At 73.4% G+C, this 13,572-nt stretch carries 13 protein-coding genes; 11 read left to right on the forward strand and 2 right to left on the reverse strand.

Annotated features, from left to right (window positions below; translation table 11 throughout):
* Window positions 1-159 precede the first annotated feature (159 nt).
* From ftsH to ACOJVX_RS01495, 7 genes are all read left to right on the forward strand, one after another.
* Window positions 160-2,709, forward strand: coding sequence for an ATP-dependent zinc metalloprotease FtsH (gene ftsH, locus ACOJVX_RS01465; protein ID WP_026417619.1), 2,550 nt, complete (start codon window positions 160-162; stop codon window positions 2,707-2,709).
* An 18-nt stretch (window positions 2,710-2,727) separates the two neighbouring features.
* On the forward strand, window positions 2,728-3,354 hold the full coding sequence (gene folE, locus ACOJVX_RS01470) for a GTP cyclohydrolase I FolE (protein ID WP_026417618.1): 627 nt from the start codon (window positions 2,728-2,730) through the stop codon (window positions 3,352-3,354).
* 133 nt (window positions 3,355-3,487) lie between these two features.
* Window positions 3,488-4,312: a dihydropteroate synthase gene (gene folP / locus ACOJVX_RS01475; RefSeq protein WP_035291504.1), complete on the forward strand. Its 825-nt coding sequence runs from the start codon at window positions 3,488-3,490 to the stop codon at window positions 4,310-4,312.
* On the forward strand, window positions 4,309-4,689 hold the full coding sequence (gene folB, locus ACOJVX_RS01480) for a dihydroneopterin aldolase (RefSeq protein WP_026417616.1): 381 nt from the start codon (window positions 4,309-4,311) through the stop codon (window positions 4,687-4,689). Before folP ends, folB begins: the two co-directional genes overlap by 4 nt.
* Window positions 4,686-5,186 (forward strand): 2-amino-4-hydroxy-6-hydroxymethyldihydropteridine diphosphokinase, encoded by a 501-nt coding sequence (gene folK / locus ACOJVX_RS01485; protein ID WP_026417615.1) that lies wholly within the window; start codon window positions 4,686-4,688, stop codon window positions 5,184-5,186. The genes folB and folK overlap by 4 nt, the downstream gene beginning before the upstream one ends.
* A gap of 43 nt (window positions 5,187-5,229) precedes the next feature.
* Window positions 5,230-5,712 carry a DUF3180 domain-containing protein gene (locus tag ACOJVX_RS01490; RefSeq protein ID WP_030106754.1) on the forward strand — a complete coding sequence of 161 codons (483 nt, stop codon included), beginning with the start codon at window positions 5,230-5,232 and terminating at the stop codon, window positions 5,710-5,712.
* Between the two features lie 153 nt (window positions 5,713-5,865).
* Window positions 5,866-7,251, forward strand: a complete 1,386-nt coding sequence (locus tag ACOJVX_RS01495) for a DUF6779 domain-containing protein (protein ID WP_422647183.1) — start codon at window positions 5,866-5,868, stop codon at window positions 7,249-7,251.
* 10 nt (window positions 7,252-7,261) lie between these two features.
* Here ACOJVX_RS01495 and ACOJVX_RS01500 read toward each other — a convergent pair whose 3' ends face one another.
* Complete coding sequence (locus ACOJVX_RS01500) at window positions 7,262-8,422, reverse strand: NADH-quinone oxidoreductase subunit D (RefSeq protein WP_422647184.1); 1,161 nt, start codon at window positions 8,420-8,422, stop codon at window positions 7,262-7,264.
* Between the two features lie 168 nt (window positions 8,423-8,590).
* Window positions 8,591-9,631: an SAM-dependent methyltransferase gene (locus ACOJVX_RS01505; RefSeq protein ID WP_422647185.1), complete on the reverse strand. Its 1,041-nt coding sequence runs from the start codon at window positions 9,629-9,631 to the stop codon at window positions 8,591-8,593.
* A 151-nt stretch (window positions 9,632-9,782) separates the two neighbouring features.
* On the opposite strand from ACOJVX_RS01505, the gene ACOJVX_RS01510 reads away from it, so the two are divergent.
* The 4 genes from ACOJVX_RS01510 (at window position 9,783) to panD (ending at window position 13,570) form a co-directional block, all read left to right on the forward strand.
* Complete coding sequence (locus tag ACOJVX_RS01510) at window positions 9,783-11,018, forward strand: PrsW family intramembrane metalloprotease (RefSeq protein WP_372493016.1); 1,236 nt, start codon at window positions 9,783-9,785, stop codon at window positions 11,016-11,018.
* 152 nt (window positions 11,019-11,170) lie between these two features.
* Window positions 11,171-12,136 carry a Rossmann-like and DUF2520 domain-containing protein gene (locus ACOJVX_RS01515; RefSeq protein ID WP_051313477.1) on the forward strand — a complete coding sequence of 322 codons (966 nt, stop codon included), beginning with the start codon at window positions 11,171-11,173 and terminating at the stop codon, window positions 12,134-12,136.
* Complete coding sequence (panC, locus tag ACOJVX_RS01520) at window positions 12,133-13,050, forward strand: pantoate--beta-alanine ligase (RefSeq protein WP_026417608.1); 918 nt, start codon at window positions 12,133-12,135, stop codon at window positions 13,048-13,050. The genes ACOJVX_RS01515 and panC overlap by 4 nt, the downstream gene beginning before the upstream one ends.
* A gap of 34 nt (window positions 13,051-13,084) precedes the next feature.
* Window positions 13,085-13,570, forward strand: coding sequence for an aspartate 1-decarboxylase (gene panD, locus ACOJVX_RS01525; RefSeq protein ID WP_418154274.1), 486 nt, complete (start codon window positions 13,085-13,087; stop codon window positions 13,568-13,570).
* The last annotated feature ends 2 nt before the right edge of the window (window positions 13,571-13,572 follow it).

Below are 13,572 nucleotides of genomic sequence, written 5' to 3' on the forward strand. Positions count from 1 at the left end.
GTACGGACCGCCGCTCGGGCCGGGTGGTACCACTCCGGGGGTGGAGGCCGCCGTGGGCGGTACGCTGGTCCGAACGGGGAGCCATTGCCCGGGCGGCGCCCAAGTTCCGCCCGACACGCACGCCAGGGAGGGTCGAGGCCGGAAGACGGCCGTAGCCGAATGGACCGTAAGCGCCTGCTCCGCAACCCATTCATCTGGATCCTGCTGATCCTGCTGTTGATCGTGGGGTACAACGTCCTGTCGGACGACACCCGTGGCTACCACGAGGTGCCGACGTCGCAGGCGCTTGAGCAGATCGCCAACGGCAACGTCCGGACCGCCCAGGTGGAGGACAAGGAGCAGCGGCTCCGACTCACCCTGAACTCCCCGGTCGAGGGCAACGAGCAGATCATCACGCAGTACCCGGCGGGTGGCACCGAGCAGATCGTCGACGCGCTGCGGGGCGCCTCGGGCATCGACGAGTGGGACACCACCGTCAACCAGGACAGCCTGTTCACCCAGCTGCTGATCTACATGGTCCCGCTGGTCCTGCTGCTCCTCCTGCTGCTGTGGATGATGAACAACGCCCAGGGTGGCGGCAACCGCGTCCTGAACTTCGGCAAGTCCAAGGCCAAGCAGCTGAACAAGGACATGCCCAAGACGACCTTCTCCGACGTCGCCGGTGCGCAGGAGGCCGTGGAGGAGCTCTACGAGATCAAGGACTTCCTCCAGTCGCCCGGCCGCTACCAGGCGCTGGGAGCGAAGATCCCGAAGGGCGTCCTGCTCTACGGACCGCCGGGAACCGGGAAGACGCTGCTGGCCAGGGCGGTCGCCGGTGAGGCCGGTGTTCCCTTCTACTCGATCTCCGGATCCGACTTCGTCGAGATGTTCGTCGGCGTCGGGGCGTCCCGGGTGCGTGACCTGTTCGAGCAGGCCAAGCAGAACGCACCCTGCATCATCTTCGTCGACGAGATCGACGCGGTCGGCCGCCAGCGCGGCGCCGGGCTCGGTGGCGGGCACGACGAGCGGGAGCAGACGCTGAACCAGCTGCTCGTCGAGATGGACGGCTTCGACTCCCGGGGCGGCATCATCCTGATCGCCGCCACCAACCGTCCCGACATCCTGGACCCCGCGCTGCTGCGCCCCGGTCGTTTCGACCGGCAGATCCCGGTGGCCGCCCCCGACCTGGCGGGGCGGAAGGCGATCCTCCGGGTGCATTCCAAGGGGAAGCCGCTGGCGCAGGACGCCGACCTCGAATCCCTGGCCAAGCGGACCGTCGGCATGTCCGGCGCGGACCTGGCCAACGTCATCAACGAGGCCGCCCTGCTCACCGCCCGGCAGCAGGGGCAGTTGATCACCTCCGCCGCGTTGGAGGAGTCCGTCGACCGCGTCATCGGCGGGCCCGCCCGCCGCAGCCGCGTCGTCTCCGACAAGGAACGCAAGATCGTCGCCTACCACGAGGGCGGGCACGCGCTCGCCGCGTGGGCAATGCCCGACCTGGAACCCGTCTACAAGCTGACCATCCTGCCGCGAGGCCGAACCGGAGGGCACGCGTTGGTCGTGCCCGAGGACGACAAGGACCTCATGACGCGGTCGGAGATGATCGGGCGGCTGGTGTTCGCCCTGGGCGGGCGGTCGGCCGAGGAGTTGGTCTTCCACGAGCCCACGACGGGTGCGTCCTCCGACATCGACCAGGCGACGAAGATCGCCAGGGCGATGGTGACCGAGTACGGCATGAGCCACCGGTTGGGCGCGGTGAAGTACGGCAAGGACGAGGGCGACCCCTTCGTCGGCCGCACGATGGGAACGCAGCCCAACTACTCCCTCGAGGTCGCGCACGAGATCGACGAGGAGGTGCGCAAGCTCATCGAGGCCGCGCACACCGAGGCCTGGGAGATTCTCAACACCTACCGCGACGTGCTCGACGACCTCGTGCTGGAGCTGTTGGAGAAGGAAACGCTGCAACGGCGTGACCTGGAACGCATCTTCTCCCGGGTGGAGAAGCGGCCGAGGATCACCGCCTTCAACGACTTCGGTCACCGCACCCCCTCCGACAAGCCGCCCATCAAGAGCCCGGCCGAGTTGGCGAAGGAGCGCGGCGAGCCGTGGCCCCCGGTGCCGGCCGTGGAAGCGGCTCCGGAGCGACCGGCCGCTCCCGAGCAGGGCGCGGGCGCCGTCGAGGAGCCGAGCCAGCAGCAGCCGGACCAGCCGGCCGAGGGGCAGCCGGACCAGGGGCCAACGCAGCAGGCGCCACCCCAGCAGGCGCCGTGGCCGGGAGGCCAGGCCGCGCCGCAACCGGCGGTGCACCCCAACCACCAGGCGACACGCCCCATCCCCAAACCCGCCGGTGGTAGCCGCTCCGGCCCGCCGAACTACGGCGCGCCCCCCGGGTGGACGCCGGCGACCTCGCCGTGGACGCCGCAGTCCTCCGGGTGGACCCCCTCCTGGGAGCGCGGGACGAACCCGAACTGGGAGCAGCAGCCGTCCACCTCTCCGGAGGGCGAGAGCGGTGGGGTGGCGCGGGAACCCGCCGCCGGCGAACCCTCCGGGGCCGAGAAGCCCGACGAGGGCGGCACGGCACCGGACACCGGCGACGAGGGCACGCGGCGGTTCAGCCGTGACGAGTTGCCGGGGCAGCAGGGGCCCAGCGCGGGATCGGGTCAGCAGGAGCAGCCCGACGACCCTCGGCGCGGGACGAGGAACGACCAGGAGGACGGTGATGGTCGCTGACCTCCGGAGAGGGCAGCGGTGACCGGCACCTTCGAGGACCTGGACGGTGACCTGGTCGCCCCCACGACCGGTCCCGGCCGGTTCGACCAGGCACGTGCCCAGGCGGCGATCCGCGAGCTGCTGATCGCCTGTGGCGAGGACCCGGACCGCGAGGGCCTGGTGGAGACACCGGCCCGGGTGGCCCGGGCCTACCGGGAGATGTTCGCCGGGTTGCACACCGACCCGGACACGGTGTTGTCCAAGACGTTCGACGAGAGCCACGAGGAACTGGTGCTCGTCCGGGACATCCCGATGTTCAGCAACTGCGAGCACCACCTGCTCCCCTTCCACGGGGTGGCCCACGTCGGGTACATCCCCAACGAGCGGGGGCAGGTGACCGGCCTGTCGAAGCTGGCCAGGCTCGTCGACCTCTACTCGCGGCGCCCCCAGGTCCAGGAACGGTTGACCTCACAGGTCGCCGACGCCCTCGTCCGACGGCTCGCCCCGCGTGGCGTGATCGTGGTGATCGAGGCGGAGCACCTGTGCATGACCGTTCGCGGGGTGCGCAAGCCCGGGGCCAGGACGACGACCTCGGCCGTTCGGGGCCTGCTCAGGACCTCGGCCTCGTCCCGCGCCGAGGCGCTGAACCTGATGCGCTCGGGCTGAGGGGAGGGCAACGCTCCGCACTGGTGCGCGCACCGTGCGGGCACGGCCAGAATGGCGGCAGGTCGGACATCGAGCTGAGGAGCGATCCGCCGTGTTAGTACAGGAGACGCACCACGTTCCACGGGTGCTGCCGATGCCGGGCCGCTGTGCCGTGATGGGCGTGCTGAACGTGACGCCTGACTCCTTCTCCGACGGTGGCCGCTACCTCGACCAGGCGCAGGCGATCCACCACGGGGTGGAGATGCACCGCCAGGGAGCCGACATCATCGACATCGGCGGCGAGTCCACCAGGCCAGGGTCGTCCCGCGTCGACGCGGACGTGGAGATCGCCAGGGTCGTACCGGTGATCAGGGAACTGGCGGCTCTGGGCGTCACCCTGAGCATCGACACGTCCAGGGCGACGGTCGCCGAGGCCGCGCTCGCCGCCGGCGCGGCCGTCGTCAACGACGTCTCCGGTGGGTTGGCCGACCCCGGGATGGCCAGGGTGGTCGCCGAGGCGGGAGCCCCCTGGATCCTCATGCACTGGCGGGGCCACAGCAAGGGCATGAACAGCCTGGCCCGCTACGAGGACGTGGTCTCCGACGTGCGTGCCGAGCTCCTCACCCGGGTCGACGAGGCCGTGGCGGCCGGCGTGGCCCCCGAGTCCCTGGTGCTCGACCCGGGCCTGGGGTTCGCCAAGAACGCCGAGCACAACTGGGCACTGCTCAACCGGCTCGACGCCCTGCTGGAACTCGGGTTCCCGGTGCTGGTGGGCGCCTCGCGGAAGCGGTTCCTGGGAGCCGCGCTCGCCGACCCGGACGGGACCCCCCGCCCCCCCGCCGGCCGCGAGGTGGCCACCGCGACGGTGTCCGCCCTGTCGGCCGCGGCCGGGGCGTGGGGCGTGCGGGTGCACGACGTCGTCGGTTCGCTCGACGCCATCACCGTGGAGCGGGCCTGGCGTGCCGGGGGTGCGCGGTGACCGATCGCATCAGGGTGACGGGGGTCCGGGCGCGGGGACACCACGGGGTCTTCGAGCACGAGCGGCGCGACGGACAGGACTTCGTCGTCGACCTGACCGTGTGGGTGGACCTCTCCGGCGCGGCGGCCACCGATGATCTCCGCGACACGCTCGACTACGGCGCGCTGGCGGAGCGGATCGTCGCCGTCGTCGGCGGCCCCCCGAGGAACCTGATCGAGGGGGTGGCCGCCCAGATCGCCGACGAGGTGATGGCCGACCGGCGGGTCCACGCCGTCGAAGCCACCGTCCACAAGCCCTCGGCGCCGATCGCGGTGCCGTTCGACGACGTCGCCGTGACCGTCCGCAGGTCGAGGCGCGGCGGCCGGGGAGCCTCGTGACCAGGGCGGTGCTCTCGCTGGGCTCGAACCTCGGCGACCGCTTCGCGCACCTCCGGTCCGCGGTGACCGGGCTCGGCGCGGCCGTGGTCGCCGTGTCCCCCGTCTACGAGACGGCACCGTGGGGAGTGACCGACCAGCCGGACTTCCTCAACGCCGTGGTCGTGGTCGACGACGCCGGGGTGGACGCGTGGGGCTGGTTGTACCGGGCTCGGGAGCTGGAGGAGGCCGCTGGGCGGGAGCGCACCGTCCGGTGGGGCCCGCGCACCTTGGACGTGGACGTGGTGACCGTCGACGGTGTCCGGTCGGAGGACCCGGAGCTGGTGTTGCCCCACCCCGGCACCCCGGATCGGGCGTCGGTGCTGGTGCCGTGGTTCGACGTCCAACCGGAGGCGGTCCTGCCCGGGCACGGACCCGTGCGGGAACTGCTGCGGAGCGTGTCCAGGGCGGGGGTCGCGGTCCGCTCGGACCTGGATCTGCGCGGAGCGGCCGGGCGTTGAGAGACTGGGGCCGTGCGACGACCAGGATGAAGGAGGCGGGCGGATGAGATTCACCAGGGCCCGCGACCTGCTGGCCGTGGGACTGGGCAGCCTGCTCGTTGTCTACCTGCTGCTCACCCTCTTCTACTCGTCGCTGCCCCGGCTGCCGACCTTCGCCGGTGCCACCCTGGTGCTCATCGGTGCGGTGGAGGCCGTCCTGGGCTTCTCGATCCGCGTCCGGGTGCGTGAGCGGGACCGGCGAGGCGCCGTTCCCCGGGAACTCGCCCTGTTCGCGGCGCGTGCGGTGGCCCTGGCGAAGGCGTCCTCGCTGCTGGGTGTGATCATGCTCGGGGCGTGGTTGGCCGTGTTGCTGTACGTCTCACCGCACCGGGGCGACTTCGACGCCGCGGCTGGGGACCAGGTGACGTCGCTGATCGGCATCGCCTGCGCGGTACTGCTCGCGGCGGCCGCCCTCTGGCTGGAGCACTGCTGCCGAGCGCCGGAAGACCCCGACTCCGACGAGGACCGGAACAACCATGACGACTAGGCGCGTACCGCCGTGCGGCCGGAGGCAGGACGCTGCCCCCGTTCCCGCCGGCACGAACCCCCCGTCGGCGGGTCCTCCCGCTCGTCCGAGGTCGTGGGAGCGGCCCCCCGCCACAGGTCTCGGTTCGATTACCGACCGGTACCGTGTGGCGTTATGAGCGGCCTCTCTGGCTCGGATGACGAGCGGAACCGTGTCGGCCGTGGTCCCGTTCTCTGGATCGGCGGTTGTGCGCTGGCCCTCGGTGCCACGGTGCTGCTGCTGCTCAGCGACGACGCCCGCCTCCTGCGGTTGGGCATCGTCGCGGGACTGTGGGCCGCGCTGTTCGGTGCCTTCGCCGCCGCCCGGTACCGGCGGGAGGCTGCCGAGCGGGCGGACCAGTCCGAGGAACTGCGGCGGGTCTACGAGCTGGAGCTGGAACGTGAGGTAGCCGCGCGTCGTGAGTACGAACTCGACCTGGAAGCGGAGACCCGCCGGCAGGTCGAGGACGAGCTGCGAGCGGAGTCCCAGGAACAGCTGGCCGGTCTCCAGCGGGAGCTGGAGACGCTGCGCCGCGGCCTGGAGTCCCTGCTGGGCGGGGACGTCCTCGTCGAACGGGTGGCGCTCCGCGCCGAGTCCACCAGGGTGCGTTCCCTGTCCGACCAGGGCGGGCGGGTGATCTCCTCGGGTGAGCAGGAGAACCCTCCCGTGCGCGCGCTGGCCGTCGGTGCGCGGACGGTCGATGACGCCGCCGAGGTCGAGCCCGATCCCGAGGCCCGCCAGGGGAACCCGCCTCCCGCTCCCGCCGACCGGACCCAGGTGATCGGGGGTGCTCCGACGGGTCGTCCTCCCGCGCCGGGCAGGCCGGCGCGTGGCGGCCCGGCACCCGCCGGACACCCGAACGACCAGGGCCCGCCGCCCCCGAACCCGGACCACCCCCGGGGCGGAGCGCCCGGGCCGCGTCGGCCCCAGCCGGCACCCAGCTCCCCCCGAGGGGAACCCCCCGTCCCCGCCGAACAGCGTCAGCCACCCGCCGGCCCGGATCCGGCTACCACCCGCGTCCCCCATCCCGCCCGGCCACTCGAGCCCGGGGAGGACCCCCGGTCCGCCGCCGGTGGCCCGCCGCGCCCACCCGGCCGACCAGGAGGGCGGGGACCAGCGCCGCGCCCGCCGGCGGAGCCGGAGACGGTGGCCCGCCCCGCCCCTCGGCGTGCCCCGCAGGGCAAACAGCGGCAACAGCGGCAACAGCGGGAGGAGGCCACCCGGCAGCTCCCCCGCCCGCAGCGGCCGCGCCGGGCGCAGCCGCCGGCGCCCCCGAAGGCGCAGCCGGTCGCCGCCGCGGCGGAGGCGGAGGCAGTCGAGGACACCCCGGCCTGGGAGGCGGTGGACGCCTGGCAGCCCGACGTCGCCGAGGAGACGACCCCGGAACCGAGGGAGAGTGCGAGCGAACCGCTCGCCGAGCCGGAGGACGCGGGAGCGCACGCCTCGGGCCGGTCGGTCAGCGAGCTGCTGGCCGCCTACGGGGAGGACAAACCGCGCCGCCGCCGTCGGCGCGGGAACTGACCACGGCGGCTCAGCGGTCGATGTCCCCGACGACCACCGCGAAGGAGGCGAGCACGGTCGGCAGGTCGGCCACCCGGCAGCCGACCAGCAGCGGGGAGAGCGCCTGGACGTTGTTGAAGGACGGCGTCCGCAACTTCAGCCGCCAGGGGGTCCGGTCGCCCCGGGACACCAGGTGGACGCCGGTGACCCCCAGCGGTGCCTCCGTCCACACGTAGACCGACCCCTCGGGTGGTTTGACCGCCTTGGGCAGCCGCAGGTTCACCGGCCCGGGTGGCAGCCGGTCGAGGCAGGAGCGGACCAGCCGCAGTGCCTGGTCCGCGTCGTCGAGCATGCACTCCACCCGGTCCAGGGCATCGCCCCGCGTCCCCAGCCGGGGGGTGACGCCCAGCTCGGCGTGGGCCGGTCCCGGATCGTCCCGCCGCAGGTCGAGGTCGACGCCGGCCGCCCGACCCGCCGGGCCGGTCACACCCAGCCGCAGGGCCGCACTAGTGGTCAGGACGCCGAGCCCGCGGTGCCGGTGTCGGAAGTCCCCGTCGGACACCGTCACCGACCTGGCGGCGTCGAGCCCCCTCGCCACCACGTCCAATGCGGCGCGGACTCCGTCCCGCCACCCAGCCGGCACGTCCTCGCGGAGCCCGCCGACGCGGTTGGCCATGAAGTGGATGCGTCCGCCCGCCGCCTCCTCCAGGACCCGCTGGACGGACTCCCGCGCCCTGACCAGTCCATCCCGGGCGGCTACGTGCCGAGGTCCCCGGCCACCCGCCTCGGCCACCGGGGCGAGGAACACGACCAGGGCGAGGGCCCGGTTCAACTCGCAGAAGGCGGTGCGCAACCAGCTCGCCCGGTCGGGCACCGTCATGCCCAGCATCCGCTCCACCGCCATCGCCACCGCCATCTCGTTGCAGAAGGCGGCGAGCCAGTCGTGCCGGTTCGCCAGGGCGAGGATCTGCCGGTAGTCGCGGACCTCGAAGAGCTTCTCGGCACCCCGGTGCAGGTGCCCCACGAGCGGGGTGGCGGAGGTGATCACCGGGTCGTCGGCGGGTCCCGACACCGCGAGCCGGAGCCGGTAGGCACCGTGCGCCGCCGGGTGGAGGGGACCCAGGTCCACCACGCGGTCCACCCCGAGGTGGGCGGCTCCCGCGCCGACGCCGACTGTCATCTGGTCAGACACGCGCCCATGCTCGCACCGCCACCCCCGCCCGCCCTCCCGGTGGTCGGGAGGGGGACCCGGGACGCGAGGTGGCTCGGGGCATCGGACGAGGGCTCCCCGGCCCTCCTCGACGCACCGGTCGGCCCGGTGCCCCTCGCGGCGGTCCGGAGCCTCGCCCGGGCGCGCGCCTCAGTGGACCGGGCTCCGGTCCCCGGACGCCAGCACCCGCACGGGGAGGGCCACCTCGTGCACCAACCAGCCGAAGCCCCCGAGCCCCTCGGGAGACGTCAGTTCCGCGACGCCTCCGCTCCGCGCGGCGGCGTCCAACCAGCCGAACGGGTCGGTGGCCGCCAGCGACGGCGACGGGGCCGCGCGGACCACACCGAGGTCGGCGAGCACCCGCCGCTGGGTGGTCAACGTGGTGCGCAGCGGCCCCCCGACCCCGGCGTGGACGGCCGCCGCGCACGCGTCCAGCGCCACGTGGGCCGTCAGATCGCGGGAACCGTCGGGGATCGGGGCCACCCGTCGTCCGCGCAGGTAGCCGGCGAGGGTTCCGGCATCCACCCGACCGGCGAGCCGGTCGGCCAGCCGGTGGTGGTAGTCGACGGCCACCGCGACCCCGGCCCGGACCCCGCGCACCACCGAGGTCCACGCGCGGTCCCGAGGTGTCCCCGCCTCCGCCCGGAGCTCCGCGCCGCCCCGCGCGCGCCGACCTATCGGCCACCAGCGCCCCAGCCACGCCCGGACGGCGGCGTCCACGGGGTCGAGCACCGACTCCCGACCCGACGAATCCACCCCGACCCGGCGCCACCGACCGCCGCGTCGCACGAGCACCGGGCAGGGAACGGCGTCCAGCCACTCGTTGGCCACGACCAGGCCGACCACCCGACGCGGCGGCGTGGAGCGCCAGACCACGCCCGGAACCCGGCACGCGGGCGACGGGGCCACGTCGACGGCGGTGACGACCACCCTGTCCGCGAGCCTGGAGGGGGCCCGTTCCCGAACCTCCTCGGCGAGCTCGCCGCCACCCGCCCCGACGTCGACGAAGTCCACCCGGGCTGGCCGGCCCAGCGCGTGGTCCACTCGGTCGAGCAGGGTCACCACGGCCTCGGCGAAGGCCGGCCCCACCAGGGGGGAGGTGCGGAAGTGCCCATCGGGCCGTTCGCCCCGCGCGAAGAAGCCGTTCGGGCCGTAGAGCGCACGGGACCAGGCCAGCTCCCAGTCCAGCATCAGCACAGTCTCCGACAGCGGTGCCCTCGGCTGGGCGGAACCCGGCGGCGCGAGCGGCCCAACGCCAATAAGGTTCGGAAGGGAACGGCCAGGACCGGAGGCCGTGTCCTTCGACTACCGGCCGGGCGCTCGCCGCCGGCCCTGGCGCGAGGTGGGCGGCGTGGCGATCGACGAGCGGACGCCGGTTCGGCACCTGACCAGCGCGCGCCTGGAGCGACGTCGGGTCCTGCTGTGGCCGGTCGTCGTGCTCGTGCTGCTGGGCGTGTCCGGCCTCGCCCTGCTCGGCGTCGCCACCGCCAGGGTCGGGTTCGTCCCGGTGATCGTCGGTGCCCTGCTGGCCCTGCTCCCGGTCGGCCCCGTGCTGGCGGCCTTCCTGTGGATCGACCGGTGGGAGCCGGAACCGCCGAAACTGCTGCTCGCCGCGTTCGTGTGGGGTGCGTGCGGGGCCACCGGGTGCGCCCTGCTGATCAACAACACCGCCGAGGTCGTCGGGGAGTCCCTGCTCGGAACGGGAGGTGGTGACGTCGTCGCGGCCGTGATCTCGGCGCCCCTGGTCGAGGAGGCCGCCAAGGCGCTGTTCGTCGTCGGGGTCTTCCTCCGCCGCCGGGTGGAGTTCGACGGGATCGTGGACGGCATCGTCTACTCCGGTGTCACCGCCATCGGGTTCGCCTTCACCGAGAACATCAACTACTTCGGCCTGGCCTTCCGCGAGGGCGGTTTCGGTGACCTCACCGGCGGTATCGTCGCCGTCTTCGTGCTGCGGGGCATCCTCACCCCCTTCGCGCACCCGCTGTTCAGCGCCATGGTGGGCATCGGGGTCGGTATCGCGGCCGGGTCGAGGAAGAAGTGGGTGCGAACGACGGCGCTGCTCGTGGGATACGTCCTGGCCGTCCTGCTGCACGCGGTGTGGAACGGAGCGGCCACGCTGGGCGGCGGCGCCACCTTCGTCGACACCTACTTCGTCGTCATGGTGCCGATCTTCGTGGCGACACTGGTGCTCGTGCTGTGGCAACGACGCCGGGAACAACGGACCGTCGTCGCCCAACTGCCCGGCTTCGCCGAGGAGGGCTGGATCGCCCCCGGCGAGGTGACCCTGCTCTCCAGCCTGCCCAGCCGGAAGGCGTGGCGGAAGGCGGTGCGGGAACGGGCGGGCGCGGAGGCCGCCCGCGCGGTCCGCGAGTACCAGCACGCGGTCACCGAGCTCGCGTTCCTCCGGCACCGGGTCGCCCAGGGGCTCCCGGTGCCCAACGCCGCGCGACGGCAGGCGCAGGCGGTCGGGGTGCTGCTCGGCGCCCGCGCCGAGGCCGTCCGAGACGGCCTCGTCCGCAGCGCCGCGACCAGGGCCGCCCACGCCGAGAGGCGGAGGGGGACCCGCCCCCGGCGTTGAGCGTTGATCGGGGAGCGGGGAGCGGCGCCGCAGGGGGCCGGCGTGAAGCTGCTCACCCGACCGAGGACCGGGCTCCTCCCAGCGGCTACCCTCGCGGCTGTCCGGTACCCGACGGGAGTCGGGACTGGAACACAACGAAGGAGTCGCGCACGATGAGCGCTGTGGTCCCGGGGGCCGCTGGCGAGGATGCCAGCCTCGGAGGTCGGCCAGCCAGGCTGGCGACCGGAGTCATCTCGGCGGGACGCGTCGGCGCCGTGCTCGGCGCCGCCCTCGCCAAGGCCGGGCACGTCGTCGTCGGTGCCTCGGCCGTCTCCTCGGCCTCGCGCCGCCGGGCCGAGGAACTGCTCCCCGATGTTCCCCTGCTACCACCCGACCAGGTGGCTCGGCGTTCCGACCTCGTGGTGCTCGCCGTTCCCGACGACGTCCTCCCCGGGCTGGTGCGTGGTCTCGTGGCGACCGGGTCGCTGCGTCCGGGGCAGATCGTGGCCCACACGTCCGGCGCGCTGGGGGTGTCGGTCCTGCGTCCCGCCGCCGAGGTCGGGGTGCTCCCGGTGGCGCTGCACCCCGCCATGACGTTCACCGGACGTCCCGAGGACCTGCAACGGCTCGCCACCTGTTCGGTGGCGGTGACGGCCGCCGCCGGCGAACCCGACGAGCCGAGCACCAGCACGGCCGGCGGAATGGGCTGGCACGTGGGCGAGGCGCTCGTCGTGGAGCTCGGAGCCGAACCCGTTCGCGTGCCAGAGGAGGCTCGTCCCCTCTACCACGCGGCGCTCACCCACGGGGCCAACCACCTGATGACGCTGGTGGGTGACTGCCTGGAGCTCCTCGAGTCCAGCGGGGTGCGGGAGTCCGGCCGTCTCCTCGGGCCGCTGCTCGGAGCGGCTCTCGACAACGCCCTCCGGCACGGGGACCGCGCGTTGACCGGCCCGGTGTCGCGGGGTGACGTCGGCACCGTCCGCCGGCACCTGGAGGTCCTCTCCGAGGCAGCGCCCCAGGTCGAACCCGCCTACCGGCTGTTGGCAGCGCGGACCGCCGATCGCGCCGAGCGGGCCGGTCTCCTGCCGCCCCACGTGGCGGACGACGTGCGGACGTCACTCGACGAGGAGGACCGATGACGACCGATCCCGCCGCCCGCCCGTTCCGCCCCGGTGAGCTGACCACCCACACCGACGTGGAGGCGTTGTCGAAGGTCACCAGGACGCTGCGTGCCGCCGGCCGGCGGGTGACGCTGGTCCCCACGATGGGTGCCCTGCACGCCGGTCACCGCGAGCTGATCCGCCACGCCCGTCGAGTGCCCAACTCCGTCACCGTGGTGTCGGTCTTCGTCAACCCGTTGCAGTTCGGTGACGGCGAGGACTTCGACCGCTACCCGAGGGACCTCGCGTCGGACCTGGAGGTGTGCCGGTCCGAGGGCGTCGAGCTGGTGTTCGCCCCGACCGCCGAGCGGATGTACCCGCACGGCCGTTCGGTGAGCGTGCGTCCCGGCCCGCTGGGTGACGAGCTGGAGGGCGCGGCCCGGGCCGGCCACTTCGAGGGCGTCCTCACCGTCGTCGCGAAACTGTTCAACATCGTGCGGCCCGACGTGGCGTTCTTCGGGGAGAAGGACTACCAGCAGCTGGTGTTGGTGCGGCGGATGGCGCGCGAACTCAACCTGGACACGGCCGTGGTGGGCGTTCCGACCGTACGGGAACCGAGGGGACTGGCGCTGTCGTCCCGCAACGCCCGCCTGCGGGAGGACCAACGCGCGGCGGCCGTCGCCCTCTCCGCCGCGCTGACCGCCGCCGTGCACACCGCCGGCGCCGGTGCGGCGACCGCGCTGGCCACCGCCCGTGAGGTGCTGGCGGCCGAACCCGCGCTGGACGTGGACTACCTGGAGCTTCGCGGGCCGGACCTGGAACCGGCGCCCGAGGAGGGCAGTGCCCGCCTGCTGGTCGCCGCGCGGATCGGTGACGTCCGACTGATCGACAACGCACCACTCGTGCTGTCTCGGCCCGACGACACCGCCTCGGGCACGACGTTCGCCAGCTGAACCGAGCCGACCGCAGGAAAGAGAGGGCACCTCCATGTTCCGCACGATGCTCAAGTCCAAGATCCACCGCGCGACGGTCACCCAGGCCGACCTGCACTACGTGGGTTCGGTGACCATCGACGAGGATCTGATGGAGGCGGCGGACCTGCTTCCGGGTGAACTGGTGACCATCGTGGACGTCACCAACGGCGCACGGCTGGAGACCTACGCCATCCCGGGTGAGCGCGGCACGGGTGTGCTGGGGATCAACGGCGCCGCGGCGCACCTGGTGCACGTCGGCGACATCGTCATCCTGATCGCCTACGGCGTGATGGACGAGGAGGAGGCGAGGACCCGGCCGCCGAGGGTCCTCTTCGTCGACGGCGACAACCGGGTGCTGCGACAGGACGGCGACCCCGCCGGAGTGCCCGAGGGGTACGGGTTGCGGTCTGGGGCGGTCGTGGCGGGAGGCTCCGAGGACCAGCCCGGGGAGACCGCGGACGCGGCGCGGTTGGACGCGCCGCTCCAGACCGAGGGCTGAGC

It is taken from the genome of Actinoalloteichus caeruleus (assembly GCF_049311605.1).
Taxonomy (GTDB): domain Bacteria; phylum Actinomycetota; class Actinomycetes; order Mycobacteriales; family Pseudonocardiaceae; genus Actinoalloteichus_B; species Actinoalloteichus_B caeruleus.

Coding starts and splice junctions, on each gene's coding strand:
- ftsH (WP_026417619.1), top strand. CDS start 160: ATGGACCGTAAGCGCCTGCTCCGCAACCCATTCATCTGGATCCTGCTG.
- folP (WP_035291504.1), top strand. CDS start 3,488: ATGCCGGGCCGCTGTGCCGTGATGGGCGTGCTGAACGTGACGCCTGAC.
- ACOJVX_RS01490 (WP_030106754.1), top strand. CDS start 5,230: ATGAGATTCACCAGGGCCCGCGACCTGCTGGCCGTGGGACTGGGCAGC.
- ACOJVX_RS01495 (WP_422647183.1), top strand. CDS start 5,866: ATGAGCGGCCTCTCTGGCTCGGATGACGAGCGGAACCGTGTCGGCCGT.
- ACOJVX_RS01505 (WP_422647185.1), bottom strand. CDS start 9,631: ATGCTGGACTGGGAGCTGGCCTGGTCCCGTGCGCTCTACGGCCCGAAC.
- ACOJVX_RS01515 (WP_051313477.1), top strand. CDS start 11,171: ATGAGCGCTGTGGTCCCGGGGGCCGCTGGCGAGGATGCCAGCCTCGGA.
- panC (WP_026417608.1), top strand. CDS start 12,133: ATGACGACCGATCCCGCCGCCCGCCCGTTCCGCCCCGGTGAGCTGACC.
- panD (WP_418154274.1), top strand. CDS start 13,085: ATGTTCCGCACGATGCTCAAGTCCAAGATCCACCGCGCGACGGTCACC.